Origin of the sequence: Nocardiopsis sp. SBT366, assembly GCF_001083815.1 — a bacterium.
In the GTDB taxonomy this organism is placed as follows: Bacteria; Actinomycetota; Actinomycetes; order Streptosporangiales; family Streptosporangiaceae; genus Nocardiopsis; species Nocardiopsis prasina.
Genome location: NZ_LAVM01000073.1, coordinates 1 through 20,243, shown reverse-complemented (window position 1 = coordinate 20,243; position 20,243 = coordinate 1). Strand labels below are relative to the sequence as shown.

Annotated in this window: 18 protein-coding genes and 1 pseudogene; 5 read left to right on the top strand and 14 right to left on the bottom strand. The window is 70.8% G+C overall.

Translation table 11 applies throughout. The features are described 5' to 3' along the window. Positions 1–46: 46 nt before the first annotated feature. The 7 genes from ADX84_RS19885 to ADX84_RS19855 all read right to left on the bottom strand — a co-directional run bounded on the left by ADX84_RS19885 (position 47) and on the right by ADX84_RS19855 (position 6,615). Entirely contained in the window at positions 47–820 is a 774-nt protein-coding gene (locus tag ADX84_RS19885) for an NAD(P)-dependent oxidoreductase (protein WP_049577507.1), read from the bottom strand. A gap of 129 nt (positions 821–949) precedes the next feature. After that, on the bottom strand, positions 950–1,717 hold the full coding sequence (locus ADX84_RS19880; protein ID WP_234004084.1) for an IclR family transcriptional regulator: 768 nt from the start codon (positions 1,715–1,717) through the stop codon (positions 950–952). Between the two features lie 42 nt (positions 1,718–1,759). Next, entirely contained in the window at positions 1,760–2,359 is a 600-nt protein-coding gene (locus ADX84_RS19875; protein WP_049577500.1) for an RraA family protein, read from the bottom strand. 137 nt (positions 2,360–2,496) lie between these two features. Next, positions 2,497–2,760: a hypothetical protein gene (locus ADX84_RS19870; RefSeq protein ID WP_049577497.1), complete on the bottom strand. Its 264-nt coding sequence runs from the start codon at positions 2,758–2,760 to the stop codon at positions 2,497–2,499. Positions 2,761–2,820: 60 nt separating this feature from the next. Further along, on the bottom strand, positions 2,821–4,164 hold the full coding sequence (locus ADX84_RS19865; RefSeq protein ID WP_049577494.1) for a TRAP transporter large permease subunit: 1,344 nt from the start codon (positions 4,162–4,164) through the stop codon (positions 2,821–2,823). A gap of 391 nt (positions 4,165–4,555) precedes the next feature. After that, positions 4,556–5,431 (bottom strand): CoA ester lyase, encoded by an 876-nt coding sequence (locus ADX84_RS19860; protein ID WP_049577490.1) that lies wholly within the window; start codon positions 5,429–5,431, stop codon positions 4,556–4,558. Beyond that, positions 5,431–6,615, bottom strand: coding sequence for a CaiB/BaiF CoA-transferase family protein (locus ADX84_RS19855; RefSeq protein WP_049577487.1), 1,185 nt, complete (start codon positions 6,613–6,615; stop codon positions 5,431–5,433). Before ADX84_RS19855 ends, ADX84_RS19860 begins: the two co-directional genes overlap by 1 nt. A 147-nt stretch (positions 6,616–6,762) precedes the next feature. On the opposite strand from ADX84_RS19855, the gene ADX84_RS19850 reads away from it, so the two are divergent. The 5 genes from ADX84_RS19850 to ADX84_RS19830 all read left to right on the top strand — a co-directional run bounded on the left by ADX84_RS19850 (position 6,763) and on the right by ADX84_RS19830 (position 13,625). Next, positions 6,763–7,446: a GntR family transcriptional regulator gene (locus ADX84_RS19850; protein ID WP_049577483.1), complete on the top strand. Its 684-nt coding sequence runs from the start codon at positions 6,763–6,765 to the stop codon at positions 7,444–7,446. A 964-nt stretch (positions 7,447–8,410) separates the two neighbouring features. After that, positions 8,411–9,439 carry a LacI family DNA-binding transcriptional regulator gene (locus tag ADX84_RS19845; protein ID WP_049577480.1) on the top strand — a complete coding sequence of 343 codons (1,029 nt, stop codon included), beginning with the start codon at positions 8,411–8,413 and terminating at the stop codon, positions 9,437–9,439. Continuing rightward, positions 9,432–10,964, top strand: coding sequence for a sugar ABC transporter ATP-binding protein (locus ADX84_RS19840; protein ID WP_049577475.1), 1,533 nt, complete (start codon positions 9,432–9,434; stop codon positions 10,962–10,964). The genes ADX84_RS19845 and ADX84_RS19840 overlap by 8 nt, the downstream gene beginning before the upstream one ends. Continuing rightward, positions 10,954–12,888, top strand: coding sequence for a substrate-binding domain-containing protein (locus ADX84_RS19835; RefSeq protein WP_049577470.1), 1,935 nt, complete (start codon positions 10,954–10,956; stop codon positions 12,886–12,888). Before ADX84_RS19840 ends, ADX84_RS19835 begins: the two co-directional genes overlap by 11 nt. Before the next feature lie 194 nt (positions 12,889–13,082). Then, entirely contained in the window at positions 13,083–13,625 is a 543-nt protein-coding gene (locus ADX84_RS19830; protein ID WP_049577465.1) for a class IV adenylate cyclase, read from the top strand. Positions 13,626–13,707: 82 nt separating this feature from the next. Here ADX84_RS19830 and ADX84_RS19825 read toward each other — a convergent pair whose 3' ends face one another. The 7 genes and pseudogenes from ADX84_RS19825 to ADX84_RS19800 all read right to left on the bottom strand — a co-directional run. Beyond that, the gene (locus ADX84_RS19825) at positions 13,708–14,013 is read right to left on the bottom strand and encodes a DUF397 domain-containing protein (RefSeq protein WP_049577575.1); all 306 of its coding nucleotides are present in this window, start codon (positions 14,011–14,013) and stop codon (positions 13,708–13,710) included. Next, positions 14,013–14,309 (bottom strand): annotated as a pseudogene (locus ADX84_RS19820) (DUF5753 domain-containing protein); the annotation flags it as partial. The gene ADX84_RS19825 and the pseudogene ADX84_RS19820, both read right to left, overlap by 1 nt. Positions 14,310–14,498: 189 nt before the next feature. Continuing rightward, positions 14,499–15,638, bottom strand: coding sequence for a methyltransferase domain-containing protein (locus ADX84_RS19815; RefSeq protein WP_049577462.1), 1,140 nt, complete (start codon positions 15,636–15,638; stop codon positions 14,499–14,501). Further along, positions 15,638–15,769: a hypothetical protein gene (locus tag ADX84_RS27000; protein WP_255352581.1), complete on the bottom strand. Its 132-nt coding sequence runs from the start codon at positions 15,767–15,769 to the stop codon at positions 15,638–15,640. The genes ADX84_RS19815 and ADX84_RS27000 overlap by 1 nt, the downstream gene beginning before the upstream one ends. A gap of 741 nt (positions 15,770–16,510) precedes the next feature. Beyond that, positions 16,511–17,635: a cytochrome P450 gene (locus ADX84_RS19810; RefSeq protein ID WP_049577458.1), complete on the bottom strand. Its 1,125-nt coding sequence runs from the start codon at positions 17,633–17,635 to the stop codon at positions 16,511–16,513. A 166-nt stretch (positions 17,636–17,801) separates the two neighbouring features. After that, positions 17,802–19,526 carry an adenine deaminase C-terminal domain-containing protein gene (locus ADX84_RS19805; RefSeq protein ID WP_049577454.1) on the bottom strand — a complete coding sequence of 575 codons (1,725 nt, stop codon included), beginning with the start codon at positions 19,524–19,526 and terminating at the stop codon, positions 17,802–17,804. 61 nt (positions 19,527–19,587) lie between these two features. Beyond that, positions 19,588–20,243 (bottom strand): nucleoside hydrolase (locus tag ADX84_RS19800; RefSeq protein ID WP_049577451.1); only part of this gene is annotated, 656 nt, incomplete at its 5' end.

Genomic DNA, 20,243 nt, shown 5'->3' with positions numbered 1-20,243 from the left:
ACCGCCCTGCCCGGGAACGGTCCGGGCAGGGCACCACGGGCAGCCCTCAGCCCTGCCGACCGTTCGCGGCGAGCCTGCGCAGGGTCTGCTCCGACGCGGTCGTCATCTCGTTCGGGACACCAAGGGAGTCGAGGAAGTCAGCGGTGGACCGCACCTCCTCGCTGCGTCGTCCGGCGTGCTTGACCGTGCCGCTGAGGAAGCGGTCGACCAGCTCCGCTCCTCCGGTGAGCTGGGAGGCGATCTGCTCGCGCACCCACTCCTCCGCCCCGGCGGCCCGGCCCGCGACCACGGCCTCGCACACCACCGACGCGAGGGGCTTCATCAGGGAGCTGCGCAGGAGCTTGCGCGCCGTGGCCTCGCCCGGTTCCCCGGGCAGGGCCTCGACGTCGGCACCCAGGGCCTGGCACACCCGCGCGACCTCGGGGGCACCCGGGCCGCTGGCGATCAGGTCGGTGGCGGCGCCCCCGATGGTCATCGGGCCGAGGATGGCCACGTCGGCGAACCGGGCCCCGGTGGCGTGAACCCTCTCGCTGAGCGACCTCATGACGTCGGGGGTGGCGGAGGTGAGGTCCGCGTAGACCGTGTCCGTGGTGAGCGCCCCGAGCACGCTGTCCGCGACGGCGGGGGCGACGGAGGCGGAGGTGAGCACCAGCACCATCTCGGCTCCGGCCACGGCCGCGTGGGCGGAGTCGGCGCGGCCGACACCCTCCGGGGTGGCCGCCGGGCCGGGGTCGAAGCCGGTGACCTCGTGGCCCGCCCCGGTGAGCGCGGTGGCGTAGATGTTTCCGGCCTCACCGAGACCGATGACTGTGATGCGCATGGTGACCTTTCGTCGTGTGGGAGCCGACGACGGTCCGGTGCGGCACACGGGTGCCCGCTCCGTCCGGTCGCCGCTCCGCCGTGGTCCGGCGGGCGGCGTTCCCGGTGAGGGGTCAGGCGCTGGGCCGGATCACGAGTGCGGGTGCCGCCCGCTGAGGGCGGAGGCTGCTCTTCGGAGTTCGGGGACGGCCTGGCGCAGGCGGTCCTGTGAGGTGTGTTCGGAGGGGCCGGACAGGGAGAGGGCGGCGAGCACCTCACCGCTCGGGCCGGTGACGGCCACCGCCGCGGCGGCGACGGCGACGTCGCGCTCACCGATGGTCAGGCTGTGGCCGTCCCTGTCGATGTCGTCCAGTTCCCTGCGCACGCGTTCGGGGTCGAGCGGCTCCCCGGAGGCGTTGACACACCCCTCCGACATCGCCACCACGGCCTCCCGCTCGTCCTTGGGCAGGTGGGCCGCGATGACCTTGCCGGATCCCACGTAGAGGGGGAACCAGCGGCCGATCGGAACCTGGTAGTGGAGTTGGGGACTGCCGTCGACCCGCACGGCGAGCACGCGCTCGAATCCGCTGCGCACGTACAGGGAGGAGGTCAGTCCGGTGACCGAGGTCAGGCTCTGCATGACGGGACGGGCCCGCTGGGTGAGCTGGTCGTTGACCAGGAACCCGTGGGCCATGCGCAGCACGGCCACACCCAGGCGGTAGGTCTGGTTCTCCGTGACCACGAGGCCCCTGCGCTGGAGTACCGCCAGCGACCGGAGCACGGTGGCCGGGTGGAGGTCCACCAGGCGGCACAGGTCCACCAGGCGCAGCGGGGTGTCGCTGCGTTCCAGGGCTTCCAGGACGTCCAGGGCACGCTCCACACTGCGCACCGTGGGCTGGCCCGACGACTCTGCGGCCACTGCGGAACCCCTCAGACTATGGAGCTGGATGTCCCGCAAATGCTACAGGGCGGCGATCCTGGCCCGAGCCTCCTCCTCGCTGGCCCGCTTGTTCTCGGCGGCGGCCACGATCTCCTCCAAGCGGTTCCTGGGGATGACGGTGACTCCGTCGTCGTCACCCACGATCACGTCGCCGGGGTTGACCACGACACGGCCCACGGAGACCGGGACCTGGAGCAGGCCGGGGCCGTTGCGGTAGGGACCGGCCGGGGTGACGGCGCGCGCCCAGGTGGGGAAGCCGATGGCGCCCAGGTCGTCGGCGTCGCGGATGGCGCCGTCCACCACGAACCCGGCGAGACCGCGTGCCTTGGCGCGCCTGCCCATGAGGTCGCCGAGCAGGGCCCGGTGCGTGGCCGCCTGGCCGTCGATCACGAGGACGTCACCGGGCGACGCGGCGTCGATGGCCTCGTGGATGTGCTTGTTGTCGCCCCCGGCGGTCATCACGGTGAAGGCCGGTCCCACCACCTTCGCGCCCTTCCAGACGGAGGAGATGGCGGACTCGGCCACGTACAGGCGGTCGAGCACGTCACCGACGTTGGCCGCGGGCAGCGAGCCCAGGCGTCGGTGGAGGTCTTCGGGGAGGGGTGTCGTCTGTCCCGTCATGGGGTTCCTTTCGAGGGCGCGGCCGCCGTGTTCGCTCGGCGACACAGCCAACATTTCACCTAGCGAAGTAACTTGTCAATGCATGAAATTGTCTGCGACGACTGGTTCCACCTCGACGACGGACGGTAGCCGTGCGCTCAGGCCGCGGTCTCCTGGTCGTCCGTCTGGAGGTAGGAGGCCAGGAACGCGACGACACCGAAGGTGGAGGCCAGGGTCACCGAGGGGACCAGCAGGTACTCCGAAGCCGCGCTGACGAGCCCGGGCAGCGACAGGATGGTGCCCAGCAGCTGCCCCAGCACCATGAGGATCGCGACGAGGAAGAACCCGGCGAACGTCGCGACGAAGAGGACCCGGAGGATGCTCAGTGCGATGTGGCGCGCCGACTGTTTGCGTTCGGACATCAGGTGCCCCTTTCTGTTCGGGCGGGCGGCGCCGTGCCGCCCGCCCCGGACCGCGGTGGATCAGACGACGAAGATGGGCAGGATCCCCCAGCCCACGAAGCAGGCCAGGAGGATGATCGGCACGAGGTAGAACAGGATCAGCGGCACGAAGGTCTTCTCCGCCTTGACCTGCACGATCCCCGAGGCGATGAAGATCGGAGCGGAGGGCGGGGAGGATCCCTCGGTCGAGGCGGCCACCAGCGGCACGACCAGCGCGATCACCGGGTCCACACCGACGGCGACGAGGCTGAGGAAGGACACCTGGCCCACGGCGGTGAGGGCGGCGGTGGAGGTCAGCGGGATGGAGACGACCGCGACCAGGAAGACGGTCAGCGCCACCATGAGGACGGGCCCGGCGTTGAAGTAGCCCAGCACCTGCTCGACGTCCTCGGCCAGGCCGAGGTCCGCGAGCACACCGCTGGCGGCCATCGCGAAGATCAGCAGCGCGCCGATGGTGCCCAGGCGCGGCATCGCGGCGAGAACGAAGTCGTACCACTGGCGCGCGTTCCCCGGCAGCTCGCGGCGGCCGACGATGGCCGCGATGAGGATGATCAGGATCGGGATCCAGGTGATCAGGGAGATGTCGCCGAGAGCGTCCCCGAGCCGGTCCGGCGAGCCAAGGTAGTCCGAGAGCGGGCCGGTGGTCACCGCGATGGGAATGAGGGCGCCGAGGTAGATGAGGGTGGCGGGCCACCCTGTTCTCCACACCCGGCCGAGCGGCAGACGGGCCTCGTCCTCGGCGACCCGAACGCCGTCCACACGGACGAAGACGAAGGCCATCACGAGGCGGTGCAGGACCTGATAGAGGCCCGTGACCAGCAGAGCGAGGTAGATGTCCCCGGTCGAGACGGCGGCGCCTGCGAAGCCGAGCATGATCACCATGGAGGAGCTGGGCGGCAGGGCGGCGCCCATGCCGCCGTTGCCCGCCAGGATCGTGGCCGCGCGCGCACGGCTGAAGCCGTTGCGCACCATCCACGGACCGGTGACCGAACCGGTGGAGGCGACGTTGCCGGAGTTGGACCCCGAGAGCGCCCCCATCACGCCGGAGGCGACGACGTCCACGTAGGCGGGGCCGCCGCGCAGACGCCCCAGGGCCGCGTTGAGGATGTCGAGAATCTTGTTGATGAGGCCGGTGCGCTCGATCATGTAGGCCATGAACACGAAGGCCAGCGCGGCGTAGATGACCTCGTTCGAGGTGGTGTTCACGAGGCCGGAGACCATCGCTCCGAAGAAGTCCCTGCCCGCGAACAGGCAGGTGGCGATGAAGCCGAGGAACATGGCCTCGCCCATGTTCCTCTTGAAGACGGCGCTCCAGACGATGATGACCGCGATGAAGGCGGCCAGGGCCAAGAGTGCAGAGGGCATGGGAGACTCCCGGGCTCGGTGATCAGGGAACGGCGGCGCGGAGTACGCCGCGGGTGGCGCGTGACCGTTCGGTGGAGCCGAACGGTCGGCCCGGTGGGGAGGTCGTCCTCGCCCACATAGTCGACACTTTTCACCTGGACGAAACAACGTTTCAATCAGTGAAGTGTAAGTTCGCTGTGTGAAGTGTGTCCCAGGTTACGTCGGACGTCAACCGCTCACCAGAAATCTTCTGACCTGCAATGAAGCGGTCACACCGCGCACACGGCCGAGGGCTTGCCCAAGGCACGCGTGGCGGGCGCCCCGCGGCGCTCCGTTCGTCGGCGCGGGGTCGCTCGGGCCCTGAGGCGGGACGGGAAACCGCCCTCCCGCCTCAGGGAACGGGGGTCGGACCTCAGTCCGACCGTTCGGCGATGCTCTCGGCCAGGGCCAGCGTGCGCAGGGCCGCGGCCACCACCGGGGCGTCGATGAAGCGGCCGTCGGGCAGGGCGATCGCGCCGCCGCCCCGGACCGACTCCGCGGAAGCGCCCTCGGCCGCCTCCGCGATCTGGCGGGCGCGGGACACCTCCTCCTCGGAGGGGGTGAAGGCGCGCCGGATCACCGGGACCTGCCGCGGGTGGATCGCCGAGCGGCCGAAGAGTCCGCCGTCGCGCCCGCGCAGGCAGGAGCGGTACAGGCCCTCGGTGTCCTGGACGTCGATGTAGGCGGCCATCCCCGGAGCGGCCAGTCCGGCGGCGGCCGAGGCGACGACGATGCGGGTCCGCAGCCAGGAGAAGGCCTCGTCTCCGCGAAGACCCAGCTCGGCGGTCAGGTCCGCCTCGCCCAGGGCCAACGAGCGCACGGCGGGGTGCGCCGCGATCTCCGGGGCGTTCTCCACGCCCAGCGCCGACTCCAGGAGGCAGTCCACGGGCACGCCCTCGCCGACCGCGTCGACGACGTGGTCGACGTCCCGCGCCGACTCGATCTTGGGCACCCGCACCCCGTCCGCTCCCCCGGCCGCCACGGCGGCGGCGTCGAGCGCGGCCCACTCGCTGTGCGGGGCGTTGATCCGGACGTGCACCCGCACCCCGTCATCGGCGGCGGCCGCGCCGCGCTCCTCCAGGAAGGCCCGCACGTTGCGCCGGGCAGCCTCCTTCGCCGAGGGCAGGACCGCGTCCTCCAGGTCGAGGATGACGGCGTCCGCCCCGGAGGCGACCGCCTTGGCGAAGCGCTCGGGCCGGTCACCCGGTACGTAGAGCCACGTGACCAGTGGCGCCTGGGTGCCGCTCATCAGATGACCCCCGCTTCACGCAGCCCGGCCCGGGCCTCCTCGGAGTAGCCGAGCTCGGCCAGGACCTCGTCGGTGTGGCGGCCCTTGGGCGGTCCGACCCACCGGATCTCGCCGGGGCTCTCGGACAGACGGAAGGGCACGTTCTGGATCGCCACGCTCCCGAGTTCGTCGTCCGGGACGTGCACGATCGTCTCCAGGGCCTGGTACTGCGGGTCGGTGGCGATGTCGGACGCGTCGTAGATGGGCGCGATGGCCGCCTGGGCGCGGTCGAACTCCTCGATCACCTCGTCCGCGTCGCGCTCGGCGATCCACGAGCCGACGGCCTCGTCGAGTTCGTCGGCGTGCTCGTAGCGGGTGCGGCCGGACGCGAACCAGGGCTCGTCCACGAGGTCCTCCCGGCCGACCAGGCGCATCACGCGCTCGGCGATGGACTGGGCGCTGGTCGAGATCGCCAGCCAGCGGCCGTCCCGGGTGCGGTAGGTGTTGCGGGGGGCGTTGCTGGTGGACCGGTTGCCGGTCCGCTCCGGGATCGCCCCGGTCGCGTGGTAGGCCGTGAGCTGCGGGCCCAGGACCGTGAGGATCGGCTCGATGATGGCCAGGTCGATCACCTGGCCCCTGCCGGTCTCCTCGCGGTTGTGCACGGCGACCATGACGGCGTAGGCCACGGCGAGCGCCGCGATCCCGTCGGCCAGGGCCAGGGGCGGGAGCGTGGGCGGACCGTCCGGCTGCCCCGTCATGGAGGCGAAACCGCTCATGGCCTCGGCGAGCGTCCCGAACCCGGGGCGGTGGGCCATCGGCCCCTTCTGCCCGAATCCGGTGACGCGGGCGATGATGAGCCGGGGGTTGCGCTCGAGGAGCGTCTCGGGGGACAGGTTCCAGCGTTCGAGGGTGCCGGGCCGGAAGTTCTCGATGAGGACGTCGGCCTCGTCCAGCAGACGGAGGGCGACCTCCTGCCCCTCGGGCTGGGAGAGGTCGAGGGTGGTCGTGCGCTTGTTGCGGGCCAGCATCTTCCACCAGAGCCCGACGCCGTCCTTGGTGGGCCCGTGCCCCCGGGCGGGATCGCCCCGCCGGGGGTGCTCGACCTTGACGACGTCGGCCCCGAAGTCGCCCAGGTAGGTCGCGGCCATCGGACCGGCGAAGAGCGTGGCCGCGTCGACGACCTTCAAGTTGCCCAGTGATCTCATAGCAAACAACTTATAAGATATATGAACACACGCAAGGGGGTGGGCGAGGAATCCCACCCCCCGAGACCCCGCCAGCCCCGGCGGGACAGCGGCACCGGACCTCTAAGCTTGGTTCCATGAACATCGTGTCGACGGGGAGGTCCGCTCTTGTCCGCCTCTGGTAGCGGGGAGACAGCGGGGCTCCCGCGTACCGGGCGTCCCCCGACGAGCAAGGCCGAGTACGTACACGAGACGCTGCGGCACGAGATCGTGAACGGGGTCCATCCCCCCGGCGCCTCCGTCAACCAGGACGAGGTCGCCACCCGTCTGGGGGTCTCCATCACCCCCGTGCGCGAGGCACTGCGCCGTCTGGAGAGCGACGGGCTGGTGACCTACCGCGCGCACCACGGCGCCACCGTCTCCGGGCTCGGTGTCGAGGCGGCCGAGGAACTCCGGCTCCTGCGCGCGTCGGTGGAGGGTCTGAGCGCGCGGCTCGCGGCCCAGCGGATCACCGCCGCCCAGCTGGCCGAGCTGACCGAGGTCCACGACCGCATGGTCGCCGCACGCGACACGGCCGACTCGCAGGACCTGGCCCGGGACAGCCGCCTGTTCCACCAGATGGTCGCCGACGTCGGCGGTCCCGCCTTCCTGAGCGGTCACGTCCGCTCGCTCCGGCGCAACAACCCCATCCTGGAGACCGTCTCGCGCTGGAAGGACCCGGTCAAGGCCAGCCTGTACCTCGACGCGCACGCGCGCATGCTCAAGGCCTTCGCGCAGGGCGACGGGGCCGAGGCCGAACGCCTCATGGCCGAGCACATCCTGGTCTCCCCCGGAGAGGACGAGGCCCACTAGGGAGCGCTCTTCCCAGGCTCGCGCCGGTGGCGGAGCCGCCGCCGCGAGCGCCTGGGTCGTCCCCGGCGGGACGAGGAGCAAGGGCACCCAAGGAACATGGTGCCCCGGCCCACCCGGCGCACCAGTGCCCCAGCCGTCGCGGTCCCAACGGACGAACGGGCGAGGGTCGCCCCCTACGAACACGCCCCCACTCAGGGCAACGGCGCTCGAACCGTCGCAGTACTCGCCGCACGACGAGCGAGTGGCCTCGATGAAGCCACCACCGCCCCGCCCGTTCGGCGGAACGGAGCTCCGGGCCGTCGCCGTGCCCTAGCCGCACAATGAGCGACGGGGCCAAGGAACGAGGCGCTCCGACCCACCCGGCGCAACAGTGCCCCAGCCATCGCGGCCTTCGCCGCACGATGAGCGAGTGAGGGCCAGCCCCGAGGAACTCGGTTCCCCCGGCCCACTCGTCGCAACAGTTCCAATCACCGCAGCCCCCGCCGGACGGCGAGCGAGGTCGACCCCAACGAACACGGCTCCAGGCGCAGTGCCCCAGCCGTCGCGGTCCCAACGGACGAACGAGGGAGATCGGCATGGAACACGCGGGGCACGCGACGACCACCCGATCGTGAACACTCCACCGTCCCGCCCGTTCGGCGGAACGGAGCTTCGGGCCGCGCGACCCTCCCTTGGAGCGCGCACCTGCACCGGCACCCCTGATGCCCGCCCGGGTCGCCGTCTGACCAGTTCAGCACCCTCGGGCGGCCGAGGGATCCCTCATGTGAGACCCGTGCACACAGGTCGGCACCGCCCCACTCACGGGCGTTGCGAGCCGGTACGCACTGGTGCCAGCCGACTCTGACTTGTGAATTCCTGTGCTCATGACGCATCATGTCTTCGTGATCGCACATGTAATCGTTTCCATGCGGGTCGTCAGCCCCGGTGGCCACACCCCGGAACACAGCAGGGTCGGTGGTCCGGGGTGGTGAGTATCAAGGACGTCGCCGCCACGTCGGGGCTGTCCGTGGCCACCGTTTCCCGGGCCCTGAACGGGCACCCGTCCGTCAGCGACGGCGCCCGGCAGAAGGTCCTCGCGGCCGTCGACGCCCTGGGCTACCGGCCCAACGTCGTGGCGCGTTCCCTGCGCACAGACCGGACCGGCACCATCGGACTGGTCATCAGCGACGTCCTCAACCCCTACTTCACCGAGCTCGCCCGGGCCGTGGAGGAGGAGGCCCGCGCCCTGGGGTACAGCGTGATCATCGGCAACGCCGACGAGCGGGCCGACCTGGAGGACCACCACGTCCGGGGTCTGCTGGAGCGGCGCATCGACGGGCTGCTGGTCTCCCCCGCCGACGGCCACTCCCCCACCACGCTCGAAGCCGCCGCCGGTCCCACCCCCGTGGTCTTCGTGGACCGCTGGATCCCCGGTGCCGACGCCCCCGTGGTGCGCGCGGACGGCAGGGACGCCATCCGCGACCTGGTCGACCACCTGTTCGCACTGGGCCGCCGCAGGATCGCCGTCATCACGGGCCCGGCCGCCACCACCACCGGCCGCGAACGCCTCAACGCCTTCCGCGAGGCCCTGGCCGGGCACGGCCTCCCGCTCCCGGAGGCCTACGTGGGCCGGGGCGACTTCCAGGCCGAGAGCGGGCGCCTGGCCACCGAACGCTTCCTCGACCTGCCCGAACCCCCGGACGTCGTCTTCGCCACCGACAACCTCATGGCGCTGGGCGCCCTCGACGCGATCTCCGCGCGGGGTCTGCGCGTGCCGGACGACATCGGGCTGGCCGCCTTCGACGACATCCCGTGGTTCTCCCACACCGACCCGCCGATCACCACGATCTCCCAGCCCACCGCCGAACTGGGGCGGGTCGCGGTACGGGCCCTGGCCGCGCTCATCGCGGGCGAACCGGCCACCTCGACCGTCCTGCCCGCCCACCTGGTCGTCCGCCGCTCCTGCGGCGAGCCCGCCACTCCACCCCAGACAGGAGGAGCCGCACGTGAGTAGCCCGCACGAACTGCTGCGCATCGAGGGCGTACGCAAGGCCTTTCCGGGGGTGGTGGCCCTCGACGACGTCGGCTTCGACCTCCGCCGAGGCGAGGTCCACGCCCTGCTCGGCGAGAACGGAGCCGGGAAGAGCACCCTCATCAAGGTGCTCTCCGGTGCGCACCGGCCCGACCGGGGCCGCCTTCTCGTGGACGGCGACGAGGTCGTCATCCGCGACGCCCAGGACGCCGCGCGCCTGGGTATCGCCACCATCTACCAGGAGTTCAACCTGGTCCCCGACGTCACGGTGGCCGAGAACATCTTCCTGGGGCGTCAGCCCCGCCGGTTCGGGCTCATCGACCACAGGCGGATGGAGGCCGAGGCGGCGCTGCTGCTGGACCGGGTGGGCGTGAACGTCTCCCCGCGCGCCAAGGTGCGCGGTCTGGGCATCGCCCAGCTCCAGATGGTGGAGATCGCCAAGGCGCTGAGCCTGGAGGCGCGGGTCCTCATCATGGACGAGCCCACCGCCGTGCTCACCACGGGGGAGGTCGAGCGGCTCTTCGAGATCGCCGGGCGCCTGCGCGACGAGGACGTGGGAATCGTCTTCATCACGCACCACCTGGAGGAGATCGCCGCGCTCGCCGACCGCGTGACGGTCCTGCGCGACGGCCGTTCGGTGGCCCACGTGGGCGCCGACACCCCCGAGGACGAGCTGGTGCGCCTGATGGTGGGGCGCAGCATCGAGGAACAGTACCCGCGCGAGCGCCCCGAGCCCGGCGAGCCGCTGCTCCGGGTGCGCGGCCTGACCCGGAACGGTCACTTCAAGGACGTGGACCTCGACGTACACGCGGGCGAGGTCGTCGGACTCGCCGGGCTCGTGGGCGCGGGCCGCACGGAGGTCGCGCGCTCGGTGTTCGGCGCCGACCCCTACGACGCGGGCGTGGTCGAGGTGCTCGGCCGCTCGCTGTCCGGTGGGGACGTCAACGCCGCCATGCGGGCCGGGCTCGGCCTGGTCCCCGAGGACCGCAAGGGTCAGGGCCTGGTTCTGGACGCCTCCGTGGAGGAGAACCTGGGCCTGGTCACCCTCGGTCCGACCAGTCGGGCGGGGTTCGTGGACCGCTCGGGGCAGCGGGCCTCCGCCCGACGGATCGCCGGTGAGCTCGGAGTCCGCATGTCCGGCATCGACCAGCACGTGCGCACCCTGTCCGGCGGCAACCAGCAGAAGGTCGTCATCGGCAAGTGGCTGCTGGCCGACTCCAAGGTGCTGATCCTCGACGAGCCCACACGCGGCGTGGACGCCGGCGCCAAGGTCGAGATCTACCGCCTGGTCAACGAACTGACCGCCTCCGGGCACGCGGTGCTGATGATCTCCAGTGACCTCCCCGAGGTGCTGGGCATGAGCGACCGCGTCCTTGTCATGGCCCAGGGCCGCATCACCGGGGAGCTGACCGCCGAGGACGCCACGCAGGACGCCGTGATGTCCCTGGCTCTGGCCGCCGCGCCCCGCACAGAAGAGAACGGAGTGGAGGGCCCCCATGGCCACTGACACAGAGAAGACCGGCGGCGTCTGGCCCGCCCTGCGGCGTTTCCTGTTGGAGAACGGCGCGCTGACCGCCCTGGCCGTCCTGGTCGTGGTCATGTCGCTGCTGTCCGGCGACTTCCTCACCGCGCAGAACCTGCTCAACGTGGGTGTCCAGGCCGCCGTGATCGCGGTCCTGGCCTTCGGCGTGACCTTCGTGATCATCGCGGGCGGGATCGACCTGTCCGTGGGTTCGGTCGCGGCGCTGTCCGCGACGGTGCTGGCGTTCCTGGCGACGGTCGAGGGGGTCCCGGTCTGGTTGGCACTGCCGTTGGCAGCCGCCACGGGTACCGCGTGCGGTCTGGTCAACGGTGCGTTGATCGCCTACGGCAAGCTCCCGCCGTTCATCGCCACCCTGGCGATGCTCTCCGTGGGGCGCGGTCTGTCCCTGGTGATCTCCGAGGGAAGCCCCATCGCACTGCCCGACTCCGTGGCCGCCCTGGGCGGTTCGATCGGTGGATGGCTGCCCGTGCCGGTGCTGATCATGGTCGTGATGGGCCTGGTCACCGCCGTCATCCTGCGCCGTACCTTCACGGGCCGCGCGATGTACGCGATCGGCGGCAACGAGGAGGCGGCGCGCCTGTCCGGTATCCGGGTCAAGCGCCAGAAGCTGGGCATCTACGCGCTCTCGGGCCTGTTCGCCGCGGTGGCCGGTGTCATCCTGGCCTCCCGTCTGGCCTCCGCGCAGCCGCAGGCCGCGCAGGGGTACGAGCTGGACGCCATCGCCGCCGTGGTCATCGGTGGTGCCAGCCTGGCCGGTGGCGTCGGGACGGCCTTCGGCACGCTGATCGGTGCGCTCATCCTCGCGGTGCTGCGCAACGGGCTGAACCTCCTGTCGGTCTCCGCGTTCTGGCAGCAGGTCGTGATCGGTGTGGTCATCGCCCTGGCGGTCCTGTTCGACACCCTGCGCCGCCGTTCCGGTGGTGCTGACGGCGGCACCGGGGCCGGAGCTTCGGTGAGCAGGGGCCGACGCGGGATCCAGCTCGCGATCGCTGCGGCCGTCACCGCCGTGGTGGTGGGCGCGCTGTCCTTCCTCGTCCCCAACTCCTCCTCCGACGGTCCCCGCGTGGGCATGTCGGTGTCCACGCTCAACAACCCGTTCTTCATCCAGATGAGGGACGGCGCCCAGGCCGAGGCCGACGAGGCCGGAGTGAACCTGGTGGTCACCGACGCCCAGGACGACGCCTCCCAGCAGGCGGACCAGATCCAGAACTTCATCAGCACCGGTGTGGACGCCATGGTGGTCAACCCGGTCGACTCCGACGCCGCCGGTCCCCCGGTGGGAGGCGCCAACAACGCCGACATCCCCGTGATCGCGGCCGACCGTGGGGTGACCGACGCCGAGGTCGCGACCCTGGTGGCCTCCGACAACGTCGAGGGCGGGCGTTTGGCTGCGCAGGCCATGGCCGAGGCGCTCGGTGAGGAGGGCCGGATCGTGGTCCTCCAGGGCACCCCGGGCACCTCCGCCAGCCGTGAGCGCGGAGCCGGATTCGAGGAGGGCATCGCGGAGTTCCCGGACATCGAGGTGGTGGCGGAGCAGACCGCCGACTTCGACCGCTCCAAGGGACTCGACGTGATGACCAACATGTTGCAGGGCAGCGGGGACATCGACGGTGTGTTCGCGGAGAACGACGAGATGGCCCTGGGCGCGGCTGCGGCGTTGTCCTCGCGTGGCGAGGAGGCCGCGGTGATCGGCTTCGACGGCACCCCCGAGGGTCTGGAAGCGGTGGCGGACGGCGTGCTGCACGCCTCGATCGCCCAGCAGCCCGCCGAACTGGGCAGGACTGCGGTGCGCAACGCCATCGCCGCCGCCAACGGTGAGGCCCTGGAGGAGACCGTGATGGTCCCCGTCGAGGTGGTCACCGAGGAGAACGTCGAGGACTTCTCCTGACCAGGTGAGCACTGTTGCGTGACGGTATGAGGGAGGGCCCGGGGCGTGCGCGCCCCGGGCCCTTTCACGTACCAGCGGATTCCGTTCTCGGGATCGCCGTTCCCGTCAGACCGACCGTGCCAGGCTGGAAACCGCCCACCACACGCGCGTCGGGTCTCTGGCGCGTTCACCCCTCGATGAAGGGATCCGGCTCCATGAGCACGATCGAGTACGAGGCCAAGGTCCTGGACATCGACCCCGCCGTTGTGGCCCGGCTCATCCTCGACAAGGGCGGCGCGGACCTCGGGGAGGTGCTCCAGCGCAGGTATGTCTACGACATCGACCCCGGTGACGCCTCACGATGGGTGCGTCTGCGTGACACTGGGAACGAGGTGACGCTCACGGTGAAGGAGATCGACTCGGACTCGATCGGGGGTACCCGGGAGACCGAGACCACTGTCGGTGACTTCGAGGCCGCCAACGCCCTGCTGGGCAAGCTGGGGTACGTGCCCAAGGCGTACCAGGAGAACCGCAGGCACAGCTTCACTCTGGACGGCGCTCAGCTGGAGATCGACACCTGGCCGCGTATCCCTGACTACCTGGAGATCGAGGCGGGCAGCCGAGCCGAGGTGGTGCGGGTGGCGGCCCTGCTCGGGTACGCGGAGTCGGATCTGACGGGCGAGAACACCACCAAGGTCTACGGTCGATACGGCATCGACCTGTCAGCGGCGACCGAGCTGCGCTTCGAGGAGGAGTGAGCCCGGGCCGTGCTGGCTCGTTCTGTTGGGACGGGCAGCACCGCCCGGATCTCAGCCGAGGTGGGAGGGGTGGTTCGCGGGGTCAGCGACGAGCGGAGCGGAGGAAGGCCGACCACTCGTCAGCGGGGAAGGGGAAGTGGCCCTTGGAGGGGTTCTTCGAGTCCCGGACAGCCGCTCCGCAGGGCAGGTCAGCCACCTCGACGCAATTGGGTTCCTGCCCGCTGTAGCTGCTCTTCCGGAAACTCGTGGGGGTGTGTGCGACCTCGACACACTCGGCACGATTGCCGTCGTAGCTGCTCATACGGAAGCCGGGGAAGTTAGCAACCTCCACACAGTTCTGGCCGTGGCCACTGTAGCTGCTCTTACGGAACTCCAGCTCGTAGATCATCATTCACTCTCTAGGGACTTCAGAACGTCTGCGATGAACTTGGCGGACTGAGCGGTGCTGAGTGCGGAGCCCTGAACATCGCTGAAGGTAACACTATGCTTCTCAACTTCGTCTGCCTCTTCCAGGAACAGCCCTTCGGTAGCTGTCTCGATGAAGACGATGGGGAGATCCGAGGGTTCCGGGAAATCCAGGATGCTGAAAGATGCAACGAGAGCGGCATGTGACCCAGCGGAGAACGGGAGAACCTGCACATCGATGTTGGGCAGCTTGGCCATGTAGAGCAGGTGATGCACCTGATCATCTGGTACGGAGGGCGCACCGGCTCCTACTGGATCGCCAGCCCCACCGGCCTCACCGAGGTCCCCGACGCCCAGACCCTCGCCCGCCTCCTGCCCCGGTCCTCGAACTCTGGTGACTCCGTCGGTCAAGCACGGTGGTGGCCGCCCCAGCCCGGGACGGCCACCACCGTGTCTCAGGCATCAGCGTCAGGCTGCGGAGGCGACCAGATTGGATTCTTCGTCCAGCCAGATCCGTTGGTGCTGGGCGGACACCGTGAGACCGAACCGGGCGTGTCCGGGGCGACCCTCCCGTCGCCACCACCGGTAGGCGGACTCCAGCTCGGCGAACAGCTCCCGTGAACCGTGCTGACGGACCTCATAGCCGGTCCCCCGCTGTTCCGGGTCGATGTGCCAGGACGCCCAGGAGGCGGTGTCGGGGTCGACCAGGTAGACCGTGAACCGCCCATCCCCTGCCTCCGCGAACTCGACCCGGTTCAGCACGGTGGGCATGCGCAGCCCGATGGCGAACCTCGCGTCGAAGTCGTTGATCGGCTCGTACGGGTGCAGCTCCGTTCGGCTGGTCTCGAACCCCTGTTCCTCGGGGTGGACGTAGGTCTCGACGACGCTCCTCGGCACGCGCTGGTCACGCACCCACATGAACACCACGCCACCCCCGAAGCGCCCGTGCGCCGTGCCATGTGATCCCACCCGGAGTTCCGCGAGGACCCCGTTGTGGAAGGCGTTGCCCCAAGGGGTGAGTATCCTCCCGCCAGGACAGGTCTGGGCGACCCAGTGGTAGGGGACGCGTTGCACGGCGGCGGTGCAGATCACCCGGTCATAGGGGGCGCGGGCAGGCCAGCCCTGGGTTCCGTCACCGGTGACCACCAGCGGGGTGAACCCGGCCGACATCAACCGGATCCGAGCCAGCTCGGCCAGCTCCGCGTCCACCTCGATGCTGGTCACCTCGCCGTCACCGAGCAGGTGCGACAGGAGGGCCGCGTTGTACCCCGTGCCGGTTCCGATCTCCAGTGCGCGCATACCCGGGAAGACGTCCAGGCGGCGAAGCATGTCGGCGACGATCGACGGTTGTGAAGCGGAGCTGGTCGGATACCCGGAGCCGCCCTCGGCGCCGTCGTCCGTCTGGGTGACGACCGGGATGTCGTCATAGGCCAGCTCGAACCACCGGGCCTCGTCCCGAAGCCTGTCCACGGTGGCGCCGTTCAGACTGGTGATCCGGTCCGGGAGGAAACGGTGTCGCTCGACTTTCTCGAACGCGGTGCGCCAGTGCGGGGACAGGTCGCCCGCCCGCACGAGGCGGGCGATCAGCTTTTCGTGTTCGGGAAGCACTACTTGTCGCCCCCCTCGTGCTTGCCGCAGCCAAAGCCCCCGTCATCGGGGGTGAGCGAAGGGATCGGCGGCTTGTGCCCATCGGAGGTGGGGTTGTCGTCGTGCTTGCCGCGCACGGCGGTGATGAACACGGGCTGCTCCAGATGTGGGGGGTTATCGCTTATGTCGGCAGAATCAGACTAGAGAGCAGCCGGAACGTGAGAAAGCGGAACGCGTGTACCGGCGGGAGAAACCGGCGCCCTGGGAGCGACAGTGAACGGAGGTGAATACGCCAGCCTGTTCTCCACTCAGGGAGTCGATCACGCGCCGGACCAGGGAGCATTGTGGTGGAGGCTTTCTGGCGTCGTGGACGTTGCGGACCATTCCTCCCCACGGAGACCGTGACCGGCGCCACTGACATCGCGACCCACGTTGCCCCCGCGAGGAACCGCAGAACTTCCCGGGGAAGTGAGGTTCTGGGACACAAGGCTCATCGGGCCCCGGAAGGACCCGCCAGGGTTTGGCGTCCCTGATCCGCTTGGCGACGTCGGCGAGCCAGGCGTCATCGGCACCCGCGCGGGCTTCGCTGCTCCAGGAGGTCATGGGTGCCTCCCCATCTCCCCAGCAGACGAGTCCGCCCGAGTTCAGCACGAGCGTGGACGGGTCGGGGCAGCACGTGAGCGGATGGCTCGAAACTGCTCGCGCCGCTGGGTGGAGGGGCTGGCGCGGGTGGGGTGAGGAGCCAACCGGCGCGGAGTCACCGCGACAGGTGCAGGGACGTACGGGAGACGTTGGCTGCTCCTGGAGAGCCGGTATCCGGAAGGCTGGCGCACCCGGTGGCGACCGCACATCTGCGCACTGCGATCGCCACCGGAACTCGCACGCGGCCCGGGTCAGGAGGTCGGGTGGGGAACCGCCGGGACGTGGAGCGGGCCGTTGATCAGCAGCGATGGTATCGGGGCCCGGTCCCGTCCCTGCTCCGTGAGGGCGAGCCCCGGCAGGGCCGTGAACAGCTCCTCCAGGGCGACCCGGGCCTCCATGCGGCCCAGGTGGGCACCCACGCAGAAGTGCGCTCCGTGGCCGAAGGACAGGTGCACCTTGGACTCGCGGTCCGGGTCGAAGACCTCCGGGCGGTCCGGATTCAGCTCCGGGTCCCGGCCGGGGGCGCCGAAGGCGACCAGGATGGGTTCGCCCTTGCGGATCAGAACCCCTTCGACGTCGATGTCCTCCACCGCGTAGCGCAGCGGCACGTACTTGGCGGGCGGGTCCAGGCGCAACGATTCCTCCACCACCTCGTCGGCCGCCAGCGAGCCGTCGACCAGGCGGTCACGGTACTCGGGGTGCGCCAGCAGCGAGTGCACCGAGTTGGCGATGAGGTTGACGGTGGTCTCGTACCCGGCTCCGATCATGAGGAGGAGCGTGCCGATCAGGTCCGCGTGGGGCAGCGGCTCACCGACCTCCGGGGCGACCAGGTCCCCGGTGAGGTCCGCTGCGGGATGGGCGCGCTTGTGCTCGGCGAGCAGCTCCAGACAGGTCAACAGCTCCAACTGCTGGGCCAGGACCGCTTCAGGCTCGGCCGTGGTGTCGACGCCCGCGTCCATCGCCGTGCCGAGCCGATCCCGCAGCTCCTCGGGGACACCGAAGAGTTCGCTGATCACCCACATGGTGAGCGGGCGGGCCAGGGCCGCGCGCAGGTCCACCTCCTGGCCGGGTTCGGTGGCGGCGATGTCGGCGACCAACAAGCGGGCCCGATCGCGGACGGTGTCCTCCATCAGGCGGATACGGCCGGGGGTGAAGGCGGGGGTGACCTTACGGCGCAGCCTCCGGTGTTCCTCCCCGTAGCGGTTGATGAAGCTCTCCAGGAAGACCAGGGCGGCCAGTGGCCAGTCGTGTCCGACCTGGTCGTGGTCGGGCCAGTGCGCGCGGAAGTCCCGGGAGACCCTCGGATCGCTCAGCAGTTCCCGGAGGAGGTCGTGTCGGGTGATCGCCCAGGCGACCAGGTTTCCGGGGAGCTCCACGCGAACGGCGGCCTCGCGTTGGCGGAGTTCGGCGACCTCTTCGTGGAAGGCGGTGCCGTCGGGGCGTAAACGGTACGGACAGCCGGATTCGGGGGGTGTGATGGCGGCCTCCTGCGGTGAAGGTGGCGGTCCGGCCGCTGGGCGCGGCCGGTCCCACACCCTCGTTCTACGTCGCCGGGGTCGCCCTGACAACAGTGGCCGGTTCCCAGGCCCGGTCCACCACGCGCACCAGCCCGCGGTCGGTGATCTTCACGCTCGGTGAAACCGCCAGGGTGAGGGTGGACAGGCTCATGAAGGCGTTGCGGTTGTCCCATCCCCAGGCGGCCAGCTCGGCGCGGAGCCTGCGGGAGGCCTCGGCCACCTCGTCCGCGGGCCGCTCCGACATGACCCCGCCGATGGGCAGGGGCAGACCGGCGCCCGGCCCGTCCTCGCGGACCAGCCGCATGCCTCCGCCCCAGGACACCACGTCGGCGGTGGCGGTGAGCAGGGCGTCCTCGGTGGTGGCGACCACGGTGAGGTTGTGGCTGTCGTGGGCGTAGGTCGTGGCGAACGCGCCCGCCCCGAGGTCCTGTCCGACGACCGGGGCGAAGGACACCCCGCCGTGCCCGGTGTGGCGTTCGAACACGGCCACCACGGCGGTGCGGCCCTGCCAGTCGACCACCCCGTCGCGGACCGGGAGCACCACCTCGTCGGCTTCGGTGTAGGTGTCCACGCCGTTCACCCGCATCGCGCGGAAGGCGTGCTCTCCGTCGGGCAGGTCGACCCTCCAGCGCGCGGTCTCGGCGCGGGGGGCGTCAATCCGGACGGTCGCGCCGAACCCGTGCTCCGGTGCGGGGCCGGGGCCGTCGACCGGGGCGCCGTCGCGACCCACCACCTCCCCTCCCGCGATGGTCACGACGGGGGTGAGTTCGGTGAGCGAGCGCAGCAGCACGAGGTCGGCGCGCTTGCCGGGGGTGACGGTCCCCCGGTCGTCCAGGCCGAGCCTGCGGGCGGGCTGGAGGGTGAGCGCGCGCAGCACCGCCAGCGGGGGCAGACCGCGTTCCAGCGCCACCGAACCCACCCGGTCCAGGTGGCCGGTGGTCACGATGGCGTCCACGACGATGTCGTCGGTGACCAGGCAGAAGTCGGGCAGGTGGGGCAGGTCCAGGAGGGCGCGGACCACCTCAGGGGTCAGGCACTTCTCCTGGAGCATGAGCAGCATGCCCAGGCGGGCCTTCTCCACGGCGACCTCGGCGGTGTTCTTGCAGTGGTCGGAGTCGATCCCGGCCCACAGGTACTCGCCCAGTTCCGCGCCGGAGAGGTTGGGGCAGTGCCCGTCCAGGCGCACGCCCCGGCGCCGGGCCGCGTCGATGATGGCGTGCATGCGAGCGTCGCCGTTGACCACCGCCCGGTAGTCCATCACCTCGCCGAGCGTGGTGACGCCCTCCCACTCCAGCATCTGCGCGATGTCGGTGTGGTCGAGCCGCGCCCCGGCGGTCTCGAACCCGTCCAGCGCGGGCACGCACGAGGGCACCGCCCAGCGCATGGACTGCGCCGTGTCGCCGCCCTGTTCGATCATCCAGGCCTGCCCGTCGCGTCCGGCGACGTTGACGATCTCGTGGGCGTCGGCGAGCACGGTCGTGGTGCCGCGCGCCAGCGTGACCCGGGCGAACTCGGCCGGTGCCAGCAGCGAGCTCTCGATGTGCATGTGGGCGTCCACGTAGCCGGGCGCGACGACGAGCCCGGTGGCGTCGAGGGTCCGTTCGGCCCGCACCGGCGTCCCCGGGGGCAGCACCGCGCGGACGCGGTCACCGCTCACGGCGACGTCGGCCCGCCACACCTGGCCGGTGTGCACGGAGACGACCTCCCCGCCTTGGATGAGCAGGTCTGCGCTGAGCTGGGCGTGGGACATCGGTGTCGGGTTCCCTTCGAGTGGGCGGGTGCCTGGTTCAGGGGGCTGGTGCGTGCCCGGTTCAGGCGGTGGGGCGCGTGCGGTGGCGGGCGATGCCCTCGGTAAGCAGGGCGGAGAACGCGTCGGCGTCGACGGTACGGCCCACGCGTACGTCGCGAGTTCGGTCGGGTGTGCGCACGTCGGCGACGAGGGCTCCCCGGGTGAGTTCACCGGAGCACTCCACGGACGCGCTGCCCTCTTCCCAGCCGATGAGGTCGGGATGGCTGACGGCCGCGACGGCCAGGGCGTCGTGCACGGGGACGGCCGGGACACCGAACCGTTCCAGGTAGCGCACGGCGTAGGCGCGCAGGAGTTCTCCGGCGATCCCGGCGGTGCCGGGCAGGGTGGCCAGGTGTTCGGCCTCGGAGAGCGGGTACAGCGCGGCGCGGGTGACGTCCAGCCCCACGATCCGCACCGGCAGGCCGGACTCCAGGACGTAGCGGGCCGCCTCGGGGTCGGCGTGGAAGTTGAACTCCGCCGCCGGGGTGACGTTGCCCTGGGCGAAGGCGGCCCCGCCCATGATGACGATCTCCCTGAACGCCGGACCGGCCTCGGGGTGACGGGCGAGCATGGCCGCGACGTTGGACAACGGGCCGATCGCCACGAGGGTCAGTTCGCCCGGGGACTCCAGGGCGCGTTCCGCGAGCCAGTCCACGGCGTGGCCGGGGGTCAGGGGCC

Coding starts and splice junctions, on each gene's coding strand:
- ADX84_RS19885 (WP_049577507.1), bottom strand. CDS start 820: ATGCGCATCACAGTCATCGGTCTCGGTGAGGCCGGAAACATCTACGCC.
- ADX84_RS19865 (WP_049577494.1), bottom strand. CDS start 4,164: ATGCCCTCTGCACTCTTGGCCCTGGCCGCCTTCATCGCGGTCATCATC.
- ADX84_RS19805 (WP_049577454.1), bottom strand. CDS start 19,526: ATGTCCCACGCCCAGCTCAGCGCAGACCTGCTCATCCAAGGCGGGGAG.
- ADX84_RS19825 (WP_049577575.1), bottom strand. CDS start 14,013: ATGATCTACGAGCTGGAGTTCCGTAAGAGCAGCTACAGTGGCCACGGC.
- ADX84_RS19855 (WP_049577487.1), bottom strand. CDS start 6,615: ATGAGATCACTGGGCAACTTGAAGGTCGTCGACGCGGCCACGCTCTTC.
- ADX84_RS19860 (WP_049577490.1), bottom strand. CDS start 5,431: ATGAGCGGCACCCAGGCGCCACTGGTCACGTGGCTCTACGTACCGGGT.
- ADX84_RS19835 (WP_049577470.1), top strand. CDS start 10,954: ATGGCCACTGACACAGAGAAGACCGGCGGCGTCTGGCCCGCCCTGCGG.
- ADX84_RS19875 (WP_049577500.1), bottom strand. CDS start 2,359: ATGACGGGACAGACGACACCCCTCCCCGAAGACCTCCACCGACGCCTG.
- ADX84_RS19830 (WP_049577465.1), top strand. CDS start 13,083: ATGAGCACGATCGAGTACGAGGCCAAGGTCCTGGACATCGACCCCGCC.
- ADX84_RS19870 (WP_049577497.1), bottom strand. CDS start 2,760: ATGTCCGAACGCAAACAGTCGGCGCGCCACATCGCACTGAGCATCCTC.